Source organism: Fulvivirga ligni, assembly GCF_021389935.1.
GTDB lineage: Bacteria > Bacteroidota > Bacteroidia > Cytophagales > Cyclobacteriaceae > Fulvivirga > Fulvivirga ligni.
The window spans coordinates 5,406,848-5,427,586 of sequence record NZ_CP089979.1 but is presented as its reverse complement, the minus strand read 5'-3'; the positions used below and the strand labels follow the sequence as shown (position 1 = coordinate 5,427,586).

The following is a 20,739-nucleotide window of genomic DNA, read 5'->3' as shown; positions in this document are numbered from 1 at the left end:
TGTTTAATAATTGTAAGATGTATATAAAACAAAGCTTCTGGCTGGTACTTCTACTTCCAGCGCTGTGCTTCCTTTAAGGTCTGTTTCTACTGGTTTTGGAAAGCCATTTTCATCTTTATGTCTTTGCTTTTCTGTGTACAGAAACTTTTTAAATGTGGCTCCTTCGCCCAGATTGCCTGGGTGCACCGTGAAATTTGCTGTGCTGTCAGAATTGTTAACTATAGCCATGCTCATGTACTTACCAAATACTCCGGCAGTCATTCTTACATTTTTAGCCGGAACAGAGTCTGACTTTACGATATTCATTTCGCCAGGGAAATAACGACACATGAGTGACCAGGTGTAAAACCAAGGTCTTATGTTTTCTTCAGTAGAATCTCCTGTAAGTTCGGTGCCAAGAATATTCCACATGCCCCATTTTTTAAGCTGATGCTTGTCGCCTGAGTCACCGTTAGTGTGCATGGCATCATCAAGGCCCCAGGCCAGTGTAGCATCGAAGCCAGCGTTCATAGCTTGAATCACAGCATCAGCCATGTCTACGCCATAATCATAATCATAAATACCAAGCTGACTGTCAGGGCTGGCAAATGAATCGGCTTCATATCTTTTAATGTTCCCTTCTACGTATTTTTCAAAGCCTATTTCGCCGAAGATGAAAGGTTTTTCATTTACAGAATCAGCGAAGCTGACCATTTCTTTGTAATGCTGGCCAAATTCGCCTGATCTTACAAAGTCTTTCTGAGGGTAATCATGAACATCGTAAGCGCCCAGTACATTGCCCAGCTGCCTTACCGCTTCTATGGCCCAGTTATAACCAGTATACTTTGATTTGTCATTGTTGTAAGGGGTAGCATCCGGCCCAATTACCGCGATGTGATCCGATAGTCCGGCTTCTTTGATGCTTGTGTTAAGCATGGTAATGCCTTCCTTCCACTGTTCCCAGTCGCCATCGGTGCTGGCCCAGTAGCCATTAGGCTCATTTACCAGATTGTAATATTTAATGCAGGTATATTGCTTGTTCTGAATCAGATTTTTAAGATTCGCGGTGATGATCTTTATCCAATTAGGATCATTCGCCCCTGTGAATTTATCCTCCATATGTAGCTGAGGATCATGTACTTTGTACGGCTGCCCCCATTCACCAAGGATCACTGTTACGTTGTGCTCCTGACAATAATCGAGCAGCTTGTACAATGATTTCATCTCCTGAGATTCAAAATTTAGGATTGGCTCGCCCTTATCATCGAAGCCCTCTAAATATCTCCAGTTGGCCTGATCCATCACCCGGGCTATGCGTGGCTGCATAAAATCCAGTCTGTCAAAAACTTTCTGCCATTTGGCATCGGTCATGAGCAAGCCCCATTCCGCATCATCCGCATCAGCATGGGGGTAGGCTGACCATTCCACGCCATTACCAATAAACTCATCAGAGATCACCTGATCAGGATAAATGGAAACAAGGTCCTTTTGGCTGGAGGTTTCATTGGTACTTTGGCAAGCCGCTAAGCCCATGGCCAGGGCTAGTGGATATATCAGTAAACGTTTCATACAGGTTCATTTTTAAGGGCATCTAATAATTCATTGACATCATAAGTGGCCAAACCTATGTATTTATCAGCAGCTCCGTAATATACATAAAGCGTATTATCAATGATCATGTTGCCGGTAGGGAATACGCATCCTTTGTAGAAGCCTTCAATTTCATAATCATGCTCAGGTTCCATGATCCAGTCTGTAAGACGGTGAGTTACTTTGGTAGGATCTTCCAGATCTAACAGGGCTGCGCCTACGCGATAGTAGCCCTGGCCGCCATTTTCTACCCCATGGTAGATGATGAGCCACCCATCTTTAGTTCTAAGAGGTGGGGTGCTGCCGCCAATTTTCTCTTCCCACGAGCCTTTTCTGCCTTTAAAAAGCAATGTGCTGGGTTCTTTCCACACCATCATATCGTCAGAAAAGCGAATCCAGATAGAAGGCTGATCACAGTCATATCCTTCGCCGATCCACTCTTTCGGTCTATGGAGCATGGCGAATTTGCCATTAATTTTTTCCGGGAAAAGGATAACATCACGATCATCTAAATTGGCAGTAGTGATTCTTCCTAATCTGCGAAAGTTTTTAAGATCCTTAGAGAGCGCCAAGCCAGAGTTGGCGATGTTGTTTTTATAAACTGCGGGTGCTTCCGGCCCGGCATCTGGCAGGTTAACTACATCATGAGCGAAGGTCCAGTATCTTCCGGGAGGGTAGGGACGGTAGGCATAAGTAATGTAAAATTCGTCACCAAACTTAATGATCCTGGGGTCTTCCACACCACCCTGATCAGGGCCATCTACACTGGGGCCAAATACCGGTTCATCACTTACTCGCTGAAAGTTTACTCCATCTTCACTAGTGGCCAGCCCGAAGCGGATGTAATGATTTTCATCATCTCCGGCCGCTCTGTAGAGCATATAAAAAGTGCCATTTTCATACCACACTCCCGGATTACAAACCACTAAATCTTCCCAGTAATTATTGGGATTGGGTTTTAATACGGGGTTCATCTCATGTTTTTTTAGTTTTACAGAGACTTTACTTTCAACGTTGTTTTCTCTAAGCATCTAATTAAAAATTTATTGTCAGTTATCTTTTATCGCTTTGATAATCAAACTGCAAGCTGGCTCTACCACTGAGTTGTGATCGAAACCATCTTCTTCATACAGCGTGATTTTATCGTTCCCTACATCTTTTAAAGCCTCGTAGAGATAGGCGTTTTCCATATATCTTGAAGGAATTTCTTTGGTTCGGTCTCCGGTGATCAGCAGGAAAGGAGGGGTGTCCTTTTTTACGTGATTCAATGGAGCAAACTCATTCGCAAAAGGCACATTTTCAGGTCTTCCCAGCTCTTTTCGAACGGTGTTATGCGTGATGGTCTGGCCGCTGATAGGGAAATAGGCCTTTACCTTATTTACATCAGCATTATATTTCTGAAGATATTGCTCATCCAGCCCCACCATAAGTGCCAAATACCCACCAGCGGAGTGACCGGAAACATAGATTTTGGAAGGATCGCCACCAAACTCTTCTATATGATCAAACACCCAGGCTACTGAAGCTGCGGCATCATCAATATAAGCAGGGTGATTAGCCTTAGGACTTAATCTGTAATTTACCGCAGCCACGGCTACGCCCTTATTTTTCAACCCTTCAGGAATGTATTTTTCTCCACCTGTAAGCCCGCCTCCGTGAAACCAGACAATGGTGGCAAAACCTTTATCTTTTGGGTAGTACAGGTCCAGCTTGCATCTGCTTTTAGCATAGGCATCAGAAGGATTATTGATGTAGGCAATGTTTTCCTTCAGATCATACTTTTCGGTTTGAGCTTCGGCATAGTTCAGGCATAAAACCAATGCGAACAATGCCGTCCAGGTGTTTTTCAGATTCATAATTTTTGTTGTTTTTCTTTAAAATTAGGAATCAGAATTTTATTCTACCGTAACATTTTCAGCCATCGTATACATATCCGGTAAGTCTTTGCTAAACAGGGTGATAGAGCTTTTATAAAAGTCTACAAAGTCATTTTTTGAGCTATGGCCGATGTATGGACCGAAGAAATGATGACCGCCATGATTAGGATCGTATTTATTTCGCCACATCACTACCAGGCTTATATCTCTGCCAATTAGCGGTGTTAATATTTCTTTTGTCCAGTATTCTTCGTACTCTGCTCCATCTTTCAAAATGCCTTCAATTCCGGTTTCGGTTACGCCACAAGGTTTTAGCTTTTCTGCAGAGATCTCTTCCAGATTCTTAAGGTTGGTAGAAAGTGATTCTGTGTAGGTGCCATGGTAGCTATCAAAGCCAAGGAAGTCCACATAATCATCTCCAGGGTATCTGAATAAAAAAGCATCTTTAGTGCTTGGGCCATCAAGCTGAGGGGAAATGGCATATATCAGGTTATGCACGCCTTTTCCCTTTAAATAGTCTACGGTGAATTTCCAAAGGCCAATGAATTCATCTTGTGAAGTGCATGATTTACCCCACCATGACCAGGTCTGTGTGTGCTCATGGAAAGGTCTGAAAATGATGGGAATGGTATTTCCATTGTCATCTTTCAGATCAAGAACGAAGGTGGATAGCTTGTCTAACCATGATTTAAATTTGATGTTGGTTTCAGAGCCATCTTCCAGAATCTTTTTTACTACGGTATTATCTGAGTTATCCCATGAGTCTCCTCCTGTAAGTGGGTTGTTTAGGTGTGCGCAGGCTGTAATTACTTCACCTCTTTTTCTGGCTTCTAAAATCGTGCGCTTTCTATCATCATTAAGGTCGCTGGTCTCGCTGCGGTCATCCATAATTTCAGCAAAATCTACACTGAAAACGGCAGGATAGTCCCCACACACCTCTTTTACATCGGAACCTCCGGCGGTGGTATACCAGTCTCTGCCATAAATAAGATCATCATGATGCCCGAACATAAATCCTGTTTTCTGAATGGCCCAAAGGTTAGAATACAGTGCTTTGGTTTCATTAGTGGCGGCTGCATCAGCCAGGTGCAGGGTTACGGTTTCAACCTTGTCATCATCAGTATCTGCCTGTGGATCATCGTCAGAAGAACAAGAAGCTATCGTGCTTAGCATAATAAGCAGGATAGCTGGTAAGAATTTTATAAAATGAGTATATAGAGTTGATCTGTTCATATTATTCATTTTTGAAAGTGCTTATTACAATCAGAGATTCTGCTGGCATGTCCAGCGATACTCCTTCTGAAAGGTTGATGTTGAGGTCGGTTTCATTAGGTAGTAAACCATGATCACCTTCCTTTTTTAAAGTGTTTTTGGAGTAAATGTATTTGTTGGCTCCTTGCAGTGATTTTAAATCCGTGCTTTGAATTTTTACCGAATGGCTCTCTTGCGAAACGTTCACCACTGCCAGCATGTACTGACCATTTTTATTAAGAGCAATGGCTTTTATAGAAGGATCTCCGGTGCTTTTAACCTCGAAAATCTGGCTGCCTTGGGGCATGTATTTCGTAAGCAGAGACCAGGCATAATACCATGGCCTTACATTTTCTTCTTCACTGCCGAAATATTCATCACCGAAAATATTCCAGAACCCCCAAACTTTCAGCTTGTTAGGAGCTTCTTTAGAGTGCATGGCATCATCCAACATCCATACAATGGAGCCTGAATAGCCGGCGTTTACGGTTTGGAAAAGCGCGTCAGCCATGTCAGTGCCGTAGGAGTAGTCATAGACAAACATTTGAGAGTCGTCTGTAGAAGCATACTTCTTGGCTTCGGCACGAGATATATTTTCTTTATTGAAGGCTGAGTCTGCAGGCTCTACGAATTTAAAGCCTATTTCACCCATAACTATTTTCTTGCCTTCAGGTACTTTCTCTTCGTAGGCCTTGATAATATCAGTGTATTCTCCAGAATTTACAGTGACTTTAGAAGGGTAGGTGTGGATATCAAAAAGGCCTACTTCCTTGCTTAGGTGTGTGGCACAGCTGTCTGCCCACCAGGCCTCTTCTCCAGACCAAATAGCAGCATCCGGCCCGACAAGTGCTACCTTATTGTCGAGGCCGAGATCTACTATCCCCTTATGAAGAAACCTAATAGCGTTTGCCCACAGCTGATAGTTGCCATCAGTGGCAGACCAAAAGCCGTTGGGTTCATTGATCATGTTATAATATTTTATACAGGAATATCCTTTCTGGTTGATCAGGAAGTCCAGGTATTCGGCAGCAAAATGCAGGTTAGCCGAATCGATTTTATTTTCTTTTGAATGGACCATGTCACCACCCCAGTCGCCGAAAAGCACTTGTATGTTGTGGGTTTGGCAGTAGTCTAATATGGGTTTTAGGTTGCTGAAATGTAATTCAGGCTGTAGTTTACCATCTCTTACTGAGTTTCTGGTATTGGTCATTACCCTCATGAGCTGAGGTTTCATGAAGTCCAGCCGGGAGTAGAGTTTGTCCCAGTCCTGAGACGAAATTTGAAGGGTGGTATCACCATAATTGAGCTGGTAAGGGTCCCATTGAGCACCGTTACCAATATAGCTGTCATTAATTACGGTAGCGCTATTGATGGTGATAGTAGCATCTGTAGGGCTTTCGTGAGAGCATGCCCAGCAGATAAGTGATAAAAAAGTAAGGGTTAATAAGTATTTCATAAAATGGGGTTGATGTGAAGGAAAAAGGTAGAGTAGACTACACTTATCACGCTCATTTTGAAACTCTCAATCTCAACTTTGATTTGCGATTTATATAGCCTACTCACTACACTTCACCTTACATACTAGTGTTATTAGTTTCTTTTTGTAATGTCAATCCAGAATTTTCGTGGCTTGCTTACGAACTTGTCATAATCAGAATAGATTTTGTCCCAGTTATCAGTTCCGTTCAGGGTAAAAGCCAGGGCATTATTATCCACTGTTTTGCTGAGGCCATTGCCTAAATCTTCTGTTCCAGATCCTACAAAGGTGCCACTGGTGGTGTGACCATCTGAGAATGTGAATGTTACCATTCCTGAAGTGTAATTTCTAGCCCACGTACCTTCGCCTTTTGGAAGCTTACGGTAAAAATTATTGACATCTGTTTCAGGGTCTCCCACAAAGTTGAAGTTGGCATAAAGTCCGTCCTCACCAGCGCTGTTAGTGAACTTGCCATATGTGTTTCCTTCTTCTGTAAAACCTTCTAACTCAAAAGTCAGTACATTATCAAGCTCTACATGTGGGCCATCAGCTTCTGGCCATACCCAGGGCTTGTCAGTAAGTGGCATTACCGCGCCACCGCCATATTCAGGTCCTGTACCACCATAGACTATCAGATTATTAATGTCATAGGTGCCCACAATAGTCTCTGTGAATTCAGTGGCAGTTATGATATATTCTCTGCTCTTACCTGTAGGAGAAGTTACTGTTACCGTTGCGCTTTTATCGGCATTCTCAAAGTTCAGACTTTCGCCTTCTTTCAAGGTAGCAGTAGCTCCATAAGATAATTGTACTGAATTTAGTGCTATGTTACTCAAATCAGGTACCGCGGCTACATTGATAGCAATGGTAATGTGACCAGTAGACTCATCGTCTCTCACTATCTCTGCCTGGCCTACCTGATTAGCAAATTTGATGTTAATAATGCTTCTCTCATTATTCCAGTCGCCCTCTTCTATTTCTTCAAGAGGATCTTTTTGACAAGCCATTTGCATGGCTACGATGGTCAAAATCAAGATATATTTTAATGATTTCATAAGATTCTTCTTTTATAGTTCCTGATTAAGATCGATTTCTGTTTGTGGAATAGGGTAGAAGGCCACGTCTTCTGCAGATAAGCCCGCTGCTGATTCCACGTCAGTAGTTATTCTGTTGAACCTTCTTAGGTCGTAAAGTCTGTTACCTTCAAAGGCAAACTCATGCTTACGCTCTTCTAGTATCCTTTCTCTGAATTCAGGTGCAGAAAGGCCATTTTGCATATTGCCTAGGCCAGCTCTGTTTCTTACATAGTTCACCAGATTGTATGCCTCTGCCGTTGGGCCAACGGCCTCAGCATAGGTAAGAGCGATATCCGTATATCTGATCAGATAAGGTTTTGTGCTGGTTTTGTCACCTACAAATTCAGGGTCTATATATTTTCTGCTAAAGCGATAAGGCAATCCGTCAGGGTAGGTGGCGATAACTTCACCATCTTCATTGAAAACGGAATCTACTAACAGCACCTGAGCACGTTTGTCAGAACCATCAAATGAACTGTAGAAAGATTCGTTGGTCTGCATTACACTCCATCCGTCATGACTTACTGTGTAGGTGCCATCACCGTCTGGCAGGTATATGCTGCTCCCTGAAACATACGGGATGAAGAGCTTAGATATTTTGGAGTAATCACCTTCGATAAGTCCGCCTCTGTCCATAGACATAATGAAGATATGCTCTGGTCCGTCAGCCTCATTTACATCATAAATATTCAGCAAATCAGAGTCGAAGCCATATTGACCTTGATCATTAATTACCTGACCGCTAAAGAACGCAGCGCTGTCATACATCTGATTCACATCCTGACTTAGTGTAGAATACTGAGGTACGCCATGATCTTTTGATGACGCCATGAAAAGATAAACTTTTGCAGCAAGTGCTTGAGCAGCTACTTTATCGGCGTGTCCAGGTACCTGATCTACAGGAAGTAACTCTATTGCTTTTCTACAATCTGATAAAATAAGATCGTATACCTCTGAAAGATCTTGAGCCATAGGAGCTGAAGTCTGATCTAAAGTGGCAATCACATTTTTGTGAATAGGCACGCGACCAAAGTTCCTTGCCAGATTGAAATAATTCCAGGCTCTTAAGAAATAAGCCTGGCCGATGTATGGATCTTTCAAGCTTTGGCTGAAGCTAGCCTGAGGTACATATTCAAGAACGGCATTAGACCTATTAATAGCGATATATGCATACTTAAAGAAGTTTTTAAGCATAGTGTTAGTGGAGAAGTTCTGTGTTTTCCACGTCGCCAGATTTACGTTATCTACCGCTTCATCACTTTTGGTGGAGCATTCGTCAGTGGGCATATCCCCCACGAAGAAGATGGCTCTGGAATACTCTAAATAAGTAAGAGCGTCATAGGCATAATTAATAGCTGCTTCGGCATCAGCAGGCGTCTTGTAGAAGTTGTTTTCTGAATAAAATCCGTAGGGTTCTTCAGTTAAATCACAACTACTTATGGTAAAAAGACCTGCCAGAAGTAAGATGATGTTATATTTTAATTTCATAATTGTGCTCTTTTAAAATTTTAAGTTCACGCCTAATGTCACTTTTCTCAGCCTGGGATATCCGCCCCAGTAGCGTCCGTCACTGCCTACCTCAGGATCATAGCCGTCAAACTTGGTGAAAGTGTATAGGTTAGAAGCGTTCAAGAATACCCTTGCAGACATGTTTTTAGGTAGAGTTAGCGTGTAACCCAGGTTAATATTTTGGATTCTCACGAAAGACCCATCTTCTAGCCACCAGTCAGAAAATCTTACAGATCTTCCTTCTCTTAGCGCCGGATATTCATTGGTAGGATTATCAGGAGTCCATCTTAATGGCAATTCGCTAGGCTGGTTAAAAGCCTGAGTGTTTAATACATCATTACCAAACACACCATTGAAGAAGATGCTAAAATCAAACTTTTTGTAAGTTACGCTGAGGTTTAAGCTGGCTGTGAAATCTGGATTAGGATCACCTATGATGGTTTTATCATCTGGAGTGATTTGTCCATCGCCATTGATGTCTACATATTTAAATTCACCCGGTTGAGCTTCTTCACCTTCAAGACCTGCTTCTATGCCGTCTTCTAAAGACTGAACTATGCCATTGGTTTTATAACCGTAGAAAACATTTACAGGCTGTCCAACTGCTAATAAGTTAGGGTAGTCTCTGTATGCTTCAATACTATTTCCGAAGTACTCGTAAAGCATGCCTGTATTAGGGTCTGTAATCAAGCCAGACTCTACTACATTACCCAAGTCAGTTACCTCATTTTTGTTTTTAGAGTAAATTAAAGTCGTATTTACACTCCAATCGTCATTTTGAATGATGTTCCCATCTAGTGTTAGCTCAATACCTTTATTGGTTACAGAACCATAATTCACTGTCATACGATCATAGCCTGATGATGGCGTAAGGATTCTGCTATGTAGCAGGTCTTCAGTGTTTTTGCTGTAGTAGTCAAAGGTCACATTCAGCTTATTTTCAAAGAAGCCCATGTTTACCCCGAAGTCAGACTGAGTAGTAGTCTCCCATTTCAAATCAGGGTTAGGAATACCACCCCAAAGTACTTCAATGCCTCCTTGTCCGGATCTACCTACTTCTCTACCTGGGCCGATGGCAGTTGTCCATTTGCCATTTACATAGTACTTGCTTACACCATATCTACTTAATGTTTCGTAAGGACTAATTCCTTGATTACCAGATACTCCATAACTATATCTGAATTTTAATTGATCAAATATGTCCAGATCCTTAATGAAGTCTTCTTCGTGAGCTTTCCAACTAATGGCTGCTGAAGGGAAGAAAGCCCATTTGTTATTAGCACCAAACTTAGAAGAACCATCAGCTCTGGAAGTGAAAGTGATAAGGTACTTGTTGTTATAAGTATAGTTAACTCTGAAAATGCCAGATACTAATTCCGACTTTGAAAGGCCATTATTAACTGTGTTAGATTCTGGGTTTCCAGCTGCAAGATTCTCATTCTTTAATACTTCATTGGCGAAATCATAAGCACCTAATGAAGAGGTTCTTGTTTCATCTGTCTGGTAAGAGTAGCCTAACGTTACTCCAAACTGATGCTTGTTGATTTCTTTGTTGTAGTTCGCAAATGTCTCTGATACCAATGTGGTTCCTTGCCAGTTATTCAAGAAGGCCGCACCGTTATTAAAGTTACCTGCTTCAGTGTAAATGCTTGGATAAAACTGATCAGAGATAGAAGTTCCATACTTGTAGTTCAGTCTGGAGGTTAACACCAGTGAAGGCATGATTTTATACTCCACATCCAGGAATGAAAGCACATCTAATGTTTTGGAAGTATTGGTCACATTTTCTGTGATGGCCATAGGGTGAGAGTAGTCGTTATTACCTACCAGGAAGTAATCTCCTTCATCATCATAAACCGGGAATATAGGGTTTCTCCAGTATGCCAGGCCTCCATTGCTGTTTCGTTTTCCTCTGGTTAGTATGTTAGAAAATCCCACTTTCAGTTTATCGCTAAGCTTGTGGCTTACATGCAGGTTGTAATTGATCTTGGAGTAGTCGTCATTAATATACACCCCTTTGTCTGTGAAGTAGTTAGCACTCAAGGTGAAGTTGGTCTTCTCATTAGAGCTGGCTACGCTAAAAGTAGTGTTGTTAGAAATTGGGGTGTCTCTGAAAACTACATCATCCCATTCGGTATAATATGGCCATTCTCCTGAGGCTAACTCTTCTACAGAAGGGTAATAAACTCCTGAAGGATCATTAGCTCCTACATAAATAGGCTGAAACCCATCTCCATTGGTTCTAGACTCGTTGCTAAGCTGAGCCATAAGCACAGGGTCTCTCCATAAGTTTAGTTTAGATGTAAACTGAGACACTGTAGTCTGTTGCTTAATACTAAATTCTGTCTTACCAGTTTTAGCTTTTCTGGTGCTGATAATGATAACACCATTTGCACCCCTTGATCCATAAATGGCTGATGCTGAGGCATCTTTTAATACTTCTACTGATTCGATATCTGCCGGGTTGATCTGTTTTAGGTCGCCAGCACTTCCTAAAGGAAAGCCGTCTACCACCACTAAAGGATCGCTGGATGCTAATAATGAGCTACCACCTCTGATTCTTACTGTAGCGCCAGCGCCGGGATCTTGTGAATTAGTAGTTACCTGTAAACCCGCTGCTCTACCCTGAAGTACTCTTTCTACAGAGTTAGCGGGGATATCCTTCACTTCATCCAGCTTTACACTGGCAACTGAACCAGTAAGATCTGTTTTCTTTACAGTACCATAACCTACCACTACTACTTCACTGAGTAGTTCTACATCTTCATTAAGGGTAACGTTGATGGTATTTTGATTACCAACTGGAATCGTTTGCGATTGAAAGCCAATAAAAGAAAAGCTTAAACTGGCGTTCTGATTTTTTACCTGAAGTGAATATTTACCTTCAGCGTCGCTTATGGTACCTTGGGTGGTGCCTTCCACGACTATGGAAACGCCGGGAAGCGCATTACCATCGGCGTCTTTTATAATTCCTGTTACGGTACTCTGCGCCCACGCCGTGGTGGAGAGTATAAGTAGGAATAGAAAAAAGACATGTTTAGTCAAAGTTTTTTTCATATTCATGAGATTTTGGGATTTGTGATTTAATGCTTTACAAAGCACATGTTTTTGAGGATGTAATGTTTTGTAAATTCAGCTTAATAATTGTACAATTATGAAATGTTAATCTCTTGAAATGATGGAATTGAAGATTTAAAACCTGATGGGAATTGCTTTTTTAGTTATTTTGTTAATATTTGAAGTATATTTTTAATTCAAATGACTATTTAAATCGTTTGTGATTGTATGAAATTCAATTATTAACATTGAGATAATGTGATACTATTATGAATAATAACAAGCGTATTTTGCGTGAATTGGTGCCTATTTCTGAAGATGATTTCTTTATAGTATTGAATCATACCAGTGCAAAATTTGATTTTCCCGTTCATTATCATCCGGAATTAGAACTAAATCTGGTAATGAATTCATCTGGAAAAAGAATAGTAGGAGACTCAATACTGGACTACAGTGATGTTGATCTCGTGCTGGTAGGATCTAATACACCCCATGCCTGGACCGGCAATGATAAAAATACCAATGCTCATGTGATCACCATTCAGTTTCATCAGGATTTTTTGAGTGAGGCTACGCTCAACAGAAAGCTGGCTATACCCATTAGAGATATGTTAGATATGTCTAAAAGAGGTATCCTTTTTTCTGGTGAAACGGTTGACATGCTCAAAGAGAAGATTATACAACTGCCTCAGTCACAGGATTTTGATTCATTGCTCAAGTTCTTGTCAATACTCTATGATCTCAGTATTTCCAGAAATAAGCGCATGCTCGCTTCTCCTTCATATATAGATTCATACACCATTGCTAAGAGCCGAAGAATAGAAAAGGTGAATGAATACATAAAGCAAAATCTTTATCAGAAAATTCAGCTTAAGGATGTGGCAGATTTGGTAAATATGTCTGAGTCGGCCTTTAGTCATTTCTTTAAAAAACGTACTAATAGCTCTTTTTCAGATTATATCACAGATTTGCGCTTGGGACACGCCGCCAGACTACTTATAGAAACTGAGCGTTCCATCAGTGAGGTGTGTTTTGATAGCGGATTTAATAATGTTTCTAATTTTAACAGAACCTTTAAAAAGAAGCTGGGCTTTACTCCGAGTATGTTCAGAGCACAGCAGAAGCTAATTACAAAGCATTGATTTAATGTCCGTTAAACCAGTTTTTAAATGGGTTTACTTTTTCGCGGCTTACAATTATTTCCTTATCGAAAGGTACTTTGGTGGATATTTGCAGGCGACTGTTAGAATAGACCACCACATCTTCAATGGCATTTATGTTAACTATAAATGATCGGTTGGCTCTGTAAAATTGTTGAGGATCGAGCATAGATTCCAACTCTTCCAGTTTATAGTCTATGATGAATTTTCTTTCCTGATTGGTGAGGAGGTAAACCGTTCTTCCTTCTGCATAGAATAGCTCAATACTATCGGTAGTAATTGATTTAATGTGCTCACCGAGCTTTACCATAAATCGTGTTTTGTATTGATCTTTCTGTAACTGTTGTAAGGCCTGGTTGATATTAAAAGCACCTGGATTTAGATGACTTCTAAGGCTTTCCATTTTATTTAGTGCAGCTTCAAGATCAGCATATATGATGGGCTTGAGCAAGTAGGCAATACTATTAACTTTAAAAGCTTCTACTGCATATTCATCAAAGGCAGTGATGAATATGATGGGCTTTTCCACGTTCACGGAAGGGAATATATCAAAACTTTTGCCATCAGTGAGCTGAATATCCATGAAGATGAGGTCGATTCTGTCCTGGTGCCTTTTAAGCCAGGCTACAGACTCTTCTACCGAGGTAAGCTTATCCAGAATCTCAATGTTGGCGTCATATCTTAAAAGGTATCTTTCGAGTTTTTCCGCTGCCGGCACTTCATCTTCAATTATAAGTACTTTCATATTCAGATGGCTTCTTGGTCTTCCATTATTTCAAGTATAGGTATTTTTATGTAATTCATGTCATAAGCCTTTACATGAACCACAGGTTTTTCGCTATAATATCCATACGCATTTTGCATTTGCTTAAAGATTTGGCTTCTATTCTCTGAAATAATCAGTTTATCATTCAGCTTATGCTGTAAAATGAAATAGCCATCATCCGTCTCAAGGCTGAGCTCTATTTGCATGGGCTTAAACTTGTTGATTATGCTATTTCTGATCACTGTTTCAATTAAGCTGGCCAGCACTCCGGGTACCATTGGCATATTCCCACTTTGAGGAGGTAAATCTGTTTTGAAGGTGATGCATTGGTTAAACTTGAAATTCAGTAAATGAATGATGTTTTGAGCTGCATTCACTTCGTCTGATACCGAAGATAACTCTATTTTTCTATGACCGAGAATGTATCTATATACCAGAGAAAGCCGGTCTATGTAGTCTTCAGCCTCTTCTGCATTCTTATGTACCAGTGTGATAAGAGTTTCCAGGGCATCATAAAATAGCTCCGGATTTACTTCATTTTTAAATTTTAGAAGCTCAGCCTCAATGGTTTCTGTAAGCATTTCTTCCTGCTTTATTTTGTCCAGGTTTTGACGATGCAAGAAGTCATTGCTCACAAAAAGCAGGTTATAGATAAGGCTGGATACTGCGTAAATGATATTAAAAATAATCAGCTGAGTCTGGGTGATACTGAAATTCAGGATATACTCAAAATAGGCTGATATGCTGATTGAAACTACAATGACGCTTACGGCCAGGCCTAGTAAGAACTGAATCCATATGCGCTGACTATCTATGGTGACCGAGTAGAACCTGTCTAGCAAGATAATAAGTAGCCGCAGTGTTTCAGAAACTATATAAGTAAGTCCTATGCAAACGTAAACCTCTTGGCCGGTGAAAATCTCGTTGATCTGATCTACATTGTTATTGATCAGTAATATGAGTAGATATATTAGTATGCCGTAAAAAGGAGGTACTAATATTCTGAATAAGGCATTATGGATATACAGCTTCTTCATAGTTCTACATTTTTTAGTACTGGAAGAGACACTGTAAACTTGCTTGCATCCATCACTTTTATAGGCTTATCAGTAAAGAAGCTATAACGCTGTTTTATATTTTTCAGTCCTACTTGAAATGAACTTACATGAGCAGGAAGGTCTGTTTTTGTGTTGATGATATTGATAACTGTATTGTCTACAGCGCTGATATAAATGTAAAGCGGCTTTTGTTGATTAATTACATTATGCTTCACGGCATTTTCCACTAACATTTGAAGTGTTAGCGGTGGAATAGGAGTGTGCATAATGTTTTTTGGAAGGTTAATCTCCAGGTGGAGGTTATTTTGAAACCTTACCTTGAGTAGGTAGTTGTATGACTTCACAAATTCCACCTCTTGCTCTAATGTTACAAACTGCTTCTTATTATTATCCAGAATATACTGATAGGTGAGGGCCAGTCTCCTGATAAAGTCTTCTGCCAAATATGCATCCTTGAATATTAATGAGGATATGGTATTTAAGCTATTGAATAAATAGTGTGGACTCAGTTGACTTTTCAGTACATCGAATTGAAGCTGCAATTGCTTTCGTTGGTCTTTAATGCTTTCAATTTGTACTATAGCATACTGATTGTAAGAGTACAGTGCAAAGTATATAAGTGAGTAGAGAACTATGGCTATTAATGTGATTATCGATAGCTTAATGATGTATTCATTAAAAGCTGTCCATATTTCTCCTATTCTGAAATTATCAATATATATACCAAGGTATATCCAGCTAATTACAGCCATAATGCCTGTAGCCAATAGGATATTCACCAGAAGCCCGGAGATAAATCGGGTAGATAGATTCTCCTTCCAGGAAATGTATTTATTAAGCTGTCTGTCAGATGTATACATGACCAAGCCTATCAGGTTAGCCGTAAAAATACTGACAAATAGATGTGGTAAATTTTGCAGTAAGGAGGGTAGGTACGCCTCTTCGCTGTAAAAAAGGTATAGAAAATAGGCTATGCCGATAAAAGTACAAATGAGTACTCCTAGCCAGAACTTACGCATAAAGGTGGGTGTTGAAAAATGTCTTAACGCCATAGCAGGCCACAATCTAATCAAAAGGATGATTATTTTGAAGGCCTGCCCTGGCTTGTTGTTGATTTATTTCGAGTTGCCGGATATTATTATGGACTAATCAATGGCCCTCATGGCGCGTCCATAGTAAGTGTCCGAATGAATATTTTTGGCCGCGGCTCTGTAAGCTTCCATCAGCTCTTTATCATTACTTTTCTTTACCTGACTAGCCAAAGAAGATAGGGCTTCAGAAGCGTAGTAATCCGAACCTATGCGACTAGCCGTTTGTATCAGCGATAACATTGATTTTTTTGACAAATTCTGATCAGATGCATTTTTTATCACTGCTGCGGCATAGTTAGATGAACCAAGGTTTTGCAGTGCACTGGCTATGCTTTCCATGGTCTTATCCGATAACTTTTGATTTTTAATCATTTTGCTTAGTACGGTGGAGGCATAATAATCAGACCTTAATTTTGTGTTCATAATAGACACAATCTTCATGTTGATAGCTTCTGTTTGAGGCTTGTCCAACATTTTTGAAAATACTGAAGCCATATAATAATCAGAGTTTACATTGGCCATGGCATCCACTACTATTATGAATGATTCATCGGGCAGATTAGGCTTTTCTAAAGCTTTGCTCAATAATTGAGTCTGGTAATAATCGGAGCCAATATTTCTGGAAGTAGCCACCACTGCTTTTAAAGCTTCAGGATCAAGATCATCATCCAGTAGATCGTTGAGCACGGTCATTTGATAATAATCTGAGCCTATATTTTTGCTGGCATCCATGATCTTTACGATAGCTACTTGAGAAGGCTTATGCTCCTTGAGGGCCTCTTTAAGGATAATGGTGCTATAATAATCGCTACCTACGTGCTTTACAGCATTGAAGTAAGCGGTTGAGGTATTGTCTTTTATTAGAAATTGTCTCGAATTCTTTCTGAGTACTTCTGATAGGTAATAATCCGAGCTTATTTGGCTGGAAATGCCTTCCGCTATTTTAATAAGCTCATTATCAGAAAGGTTGTCCATTTCTAGAAGGTGGCCGCCGTAAATAGATTTCACATAATCACTTTCAATGATGTTGATTTCAGCCATAACAGCATCTACACCACCCTTTTTATAGAATCTCTTTACTCTATCTTTAGCGCCAATACCCGTGGTTCTGATAACTTCCGGAAGGATCTCCGCAAGCCATTTTTTCCCTTCAGGAAGATAGTTTACCTCACTTCTGCCTTCATAGTATTCTCTTTTCAAGCCGTTAGAAGTAGCTTCTATTTGGATAGAGCGCTTGCTGCCAAAAGTGGTTTTACTAATCTCTATGTAGCCACCGGGAGATATACTTTTTATGTCTTTATCATCGTCAGTAGTAGCTATCTCTCCTTTGTATTCAATGTTGAAGCTGTTTTTGCCCGTGGAATGACGAATTTCAACCACCCCTTTACCATCATCATGCCTGTCAACACTGGTGTTGCTTTTCACTACAATATGCTGAGCATGAGTTGAGTAACAAAGCAAGGTGAGAATAAGGATAGACATTATTTTGACCCGTATGTCTATCCTTGTGAGTTTTTGACCTTTGTTCATACTATTGAGTTTTAATACCTTACAATGATCCGCATTTAAAAACCTAATTAATAACCGAAAGTCATCAACTGTAGTGAAAGTGTAGTGAACTGCAGGCTGGCTGAACTGTTTCTTAAACTTTTATTACCGCTCATATATATCTGCTTTGGTTTCGAAGGATACGGATAATAGTTTTAAAATGACTTAACTGAAAATTAACGTAGCGAATCAATGAAAGAACCCACTATGAACTTGAAGCGGAGGGGCTTATTTATCCTTCTGTTTCTCATCACTTCTTTAGCTACATATGCCCAGGACCTGGACCTTAAGCCAGTCACCAGCACTTATGTAATTAAGAATGTTAACATTATTCAAGCCCCAGGCCGAAAGATAGATATGGGAGCCATAGTAATAAAGGATGGCATCATTACCTCAGTAGGTAAGAATGTGTCAGTGCCGGCAGATGCTATGGTGATAGAAGCTGATAGCATGTATGTATATGCTGGTTTTATAGAGGGCGTTTCACACACAGGAATACCACAACCAAAAGAAGAAGGACGTGGCAGAGGACGAAACAGCGATGTGAAAGATCCGGGAAATCCGCCTAACGATGTGGCAGGTATTGAGCCTGAGAAGTCGGTGGCAGACCTTTTATCTACTTCTGAAAAATCAATAGCCGATATGCGTGAGTTGGGTTTCACTGCCGCTCATGTAGTTCCTTATGGTAGAATGCTGCCAGGGCAAGGCTCTGTGATTTTACTTTCCGGTGAAAGTGCAGATGCTATGTTATACAAAAAAGAAATTTCATTATTCAGTCAGCTAGATGGTGCACCAGGTGTTTACCCAAGCACTGTTATGGCTGTAATGGCCAAATACAGAGAGCTTTACAGACAGGCGAAGGAGTCTAAATCGTACAGCACTTTATATGCTAAAGATCCTGCGGGAATGACCAGACCTTCAGCAGACAGAGTCTTGGAAGCATTTTATCCTGTTATTGATAAGCAAGTGCCCGTGGCATTTAAAGCTGAAGATGTACTGGATATAGAAAGAGTATTAAAGCTGAAAAATGATCTTGGTTTCAACCTAATTCTTACAGAAGTAAAGCAGGGCTGGGACCTTACCAATAAGATAAAAGCCTCACAGGCAAAGGTTTTCCTTTCTTTGGACTTACCTGAACTAAAAGAGGAGAAGGCTGATTCTGTGCAGTCAGATTCTACAGAGGTGAAGGTAGAGGAGAAAACTGCTGAAGATATTGAAAGAGAGCAGCTGGAAGAAAGAAAGAAACAAATGATTCTTAACTATTACAAGCAGCCAGCATTATTCACTCAGCAAGACATACAATTCGGCTTTTCTACGCTGGAAGTAAAATCTAAGGATGTGAAATCAACCTTATTAAAGCTGATAGAAAACGGCTTTACGGAGGATCAGGCTTTAGCTGCTTTAACCACTACGCCAGCATCAATTCTTGGAGTTTCAAGTTCAATGGGAACTGTAGATAATGGTAAGTTGGCCAACTTAGTGATCAGTGATAAGCCTTATTTTGATAAAGAATCTAATGTGAGATATGTATTTGTAGATGGAAGCATGTACGAGTACAAAGCCAAAGAAAAGAAGAAGGGTAAAGGTGGTAAAACTACTGACTTGAAAGGTAAATGGTCTTACAGCACTGAGACTCCGCAAGGAAAAGTGACAGGTGTAATCACCATTACAGGTGAGCCTGGTGCTTACAGCGGCTCAATTACAAATAGTACTACCGGTGAGTCTACAGACATCACTGATGTATCTGTAGATGGAAATACTTTGTCATTTGCATTTACAGTAGATACAGGGGGTGAGACTCTGCCTATTACATTTAGTGTACAGATAGATGGAGATACTTTTGAGGGAAGCATGACTGCAGGAAGCTATGGAAGTTTCCCTGTAGAAGGTGAAAGAGTACCGGAAAAACATTAAAATATCAGACCATGAGATTAATGAAAACTATAAATAAATTAACACTCGCCTTATTAATGCTTTGTGTGGCTACTTTGGCCACTGCGCAGAAAAAGGGCGATGTGCTTATAAAAAATGGAACCGTTCTTACTATTACTAATGGTGTTCTTGAAAATACTGATGTCTGGATTAAAGACGGTAAAATAGCCAAAATAGGAAAGAGTATAGCCGCGCCATCTGGTGCCAAAGTAATAGATGCTTCTGGTAAATATGTGATGCCCGGAATTATCGATGCTCACTCACACATAGCATTAAGCTCTGTAAATGAGGCTACTAGCCCAGTTACAGCCGAAGTTTGGACAGGAGATGCTCTGGATCCATTAGATATTTCAATATACCGTGCTCTTGCTGGTGGAGTTACTATTTCACATGCGCTTCATGGTTCTGCTAATGCTATCGGAGGACAGAGCGAAACCATCAAGCATAGGTTTGGCACAGTAGACATGGAAGAGATCAGAATGGAAGGAGCACCAAGAACCATTAAGTTTGCTTTAGGAGAAAATCCTACAAGGGTTCATGGCGGTGGTAGCGGCATTGTGCCACGTACCAGAATGGGTGTAGAAGCTGTTTTTAGAAGCTCTTTTGCTGAAGCCAAGCAGTACATGCAGAAATGGGATACTTATAAGGCAGCTAAAAAGAAGAAAGGCTTCAAAGGGGAGGCTCCTGAGTATAACTTAAGAATGGAGACTTTAGCTGATATTTTAAGAGGTAATATCATCGTTCATTGTCACTCTTACAGAGCAGATGAAATTTACATGCTAATGCAGGTTTTTAAAGATTACGGTATCAAAAAACTCGTTTTTCAGCACGTAAATGAAGGATTCAAGGTTGCACCTGAGTTAGCTGAGTTCGGAGCTATGGCGTCTGTATTTGCTGATTGGTGGGACTATAAATTTGAGGTATATTATTCTACAGCCTATAACGCTGCTATACTTGCGAAGAACGGTGTAACTACATCCATTAATTCAGATTCTGAGGAGCTGATTAGACACCTATATCATGAGGCCGGTAAAACGCAGAAATATGGTGGTCTGTCTGATGAAGAAGCCTTGAGGTTGATTACCATTAATCCTGCTAAGCAATTGGGGATAGAAAATAGAGTGGGTTCACTCGAGGTGGGAAAAGATGGTGATGTAGCCATTTTTGAAAATCATCCGCTTTCTATTTATGCGGTGCCGATGTTCACCATTGTGGATGGCGTGGTTGAATTTGATAGAGAGAATGATCCTGCAGATATGAGAATTTATCCAGATCCTAAAGAAACGATCGATGTAACGCTTCATGCAGATGAAGAAGAGCATAGATGTATGGATGTTCATGATAACTATTTACTTACAGATAAATAAT

General features: G+C 40.4%; 15 protein-coding genes. 3 read left to right on the top strand and 12 right to left on the bottom strand.

The annotated features are described in order from the left end of the window. Positions 1–3 precede the first annotated feature (3 nt). From LVD16_RS22885 to LVD16_RS22850, 8 genes are all read right to left on the bottom strand, one after another. Positions 4–1,548, bottom strand: a complete 1,545-nt coding sequence (locus tag LVD16_RS22885) for a hypothetical protein (RefSeq protein WP_233770622.1) — start codon at positions 1,546–1,548, stop codon at positions 4–6. Then, positions 1,545–2,543: a glycoside hydrolase family 130 protein gene (locus LVD16_RS22880; RefSeq protein WP_233770621.1), complete on the bottom strand. Its 999-nt coding sequence runs from the start codon at positions 2,541–2,543 to the stop codon at positions 1,545–1,547. Before LVD16_RS22880 ends, LVD16_RS22885 begins: the two co-directional genes overlap by 4 nt. A 75-nt stretch (positions 2,544–2,618) precedes the next feature. After that, positions 2,619–3,425: an alpha/beta hydrolase gene (locus tag LVD16_RS22875; RefSeq protein ID WP_233770620.1), complete on the bottom strand. Its 807-nt coding sequence runs from the start codon at positions 3,423–3,425 to the stop codon at positions 2,619–2,621. 39 nt (positions 3,426–3,464) lie between these two features. Beyond that, entirely contained in the window at positions 3,465–4,679 is a 1,215-nt protein-coding gene (locus LVD16_RS22870) for a glycoside hydrolase family 26 protein (RefSeq protein ID WP_233770619.1), read from the bottom strand. A gap of 1 nt (position 4,680) precedes the next feature. After that, on the bottom strand, positions 4,681–6,153 hold the full coding sequence (locus tag LVD16_RS22865; protein ID WP_233770618.1) for a hypothetical protein: 1,473 nt from the start codon (positions 6,151–6,153) through the stop codon (positions 4,681–4,683). 134 nt (positions 6,154–6,287) lie between these two features. Further along, on the bottom strand, positions 6,288–7,229 hold the full coding sequence (locus LVD16_RS22860; protein WP_233770617.1) for a hypothetical protein: 942 nt from the start codon (positions 7,227–7,229) through the stop codon (positions 6,288–6,290). A gap of 12 nt (positions 7,230–7,241) precedes the next feature. Continuing rightward, positions 7,242–8,738 (bottom strand): RagB/SusD family nutrient uptake outer membrane protein, encoded by a 1,497-nt coding sequence (locus LVD16_RS22855; RefSeq protein WP_233770616.1) that lies wholly within the window; start codon positions 8,736–8,738, stop codon positions 7,242–7,244. Between the two features lie 12 nt (positions 8,739–8,750). Further along, complete coding sequence (locus tag LVD16_RS22850; protein WP_233770615.1) at positions 8,751–11,816, bottom strand: SusC/RagA family TonB-linked outer membrane protein; 3,066 nt, start codon at positions 11,814–11,816, stop codon at positions 8,751–8,753. 269 nt (positions 11,817–12,085) lie between these two features. Here LVD16_RS22850 and LVD16_RS22845 point away from each other — a divergent pair, with 269 nt between their 5' ends. Next, the gene (locus tag LVD16_RS22845; RefSeq protein ID WP_233770614.1) at positions 12,086–12,958 is read left to right on the top strand and encodes an AraC family transcriptional regulator; all 873 of its coding nucleotides are present in this window, start codon (positions 12,086–12,088) and stop codon (positions 12,956–12,958) included. Position 12,959: 1 nt separating this feature from the next. Here LVD16_RS22845 and LVD16_RS22840 read toward each other — a convergent pair whose 3' ends face one another. From LVD16_RS22840 to LVD16_RS22825, 4 genes are all read right to left on the bottom strand, one after another. After that, on the bottom strand, positions 12,960–13,721 hold the full coding sequence (locus LVD16_RS22840) for a LytR/AlgR family response regulator transcription factor (protein ID WP_233770613.1): 762 nt from the start codon (positions 13,719–13,721) through the stop codon (positions 12,960–12,962). Positions 13,722–13,723: 2 nt separating this feature from the next. Continuing rightward, on the bottom strand, positions 13,724–14,779 hold the full coding sequence (locus LVD16_RS22835) for a histidine kinase (protein WP_233770612.1): 1,056 nt from the start codon (positions 14,777–14,779) through the stop codon (positions 13,724–13,726). Then, the gene (locus LVD16_RS22830; protein ID WP_233770611.1) at positions 14,776–15,819 is read right to left on the bottom strand and encodes a sensor histidine kinase; all 1,044 of its coding nucleotides are present in this window, start codon (positions 15,817–15,819) and stop codon (positions 14,776–14,778) included. The genes LVD16_RS22835 and LVD16_RS22830 overlap by 4 nt, the downstream gene beginning before the upstream one ends. 126 nt (positions 15,820–15,945) lie before the next feature. Further along, complete coding sequence (locus LVD16_RS22825) at positions 15,946–17,421, bottom strand: hypothetical protein (protein WP_233770610.1); 1,476 nt, start codon at positions 17,419–17,421, stop codon at positions 15,946–15,948. A 210-nt stretch (positions 17,422–17,631) separates the two neighbouring features. Here LVD16_RS22825 and LVD16_RS22820 point away from each other — a divergent pair, with 210 nt between their 5' ends. After that, the gene (locus tag LVD16_RS22820) at positions 17,632–19,353 is read left to right on the top strand and encodes an amidohydrolase family protein (protein ID WP_233770609.1); all 1,722 of its coding nucleotides are present in this window, start codon (positions 17,632–17,634) and stop codon (positions 19,351–19,353) included. Between the two features lie 20 nt (positions 19,354–19,373). Beyond that, positions 19,374–20,738, top strand: a complete 1,365-nt coding sequence (locus LVD16_RS22815) for an amidohydrolase (RefSeq protein WP_233774618.1) — start codon at positions 19,374–19,376, stop codon at positions 20,736–20,738. Position 20,739 lies beyond the last annotated feature (1 nt).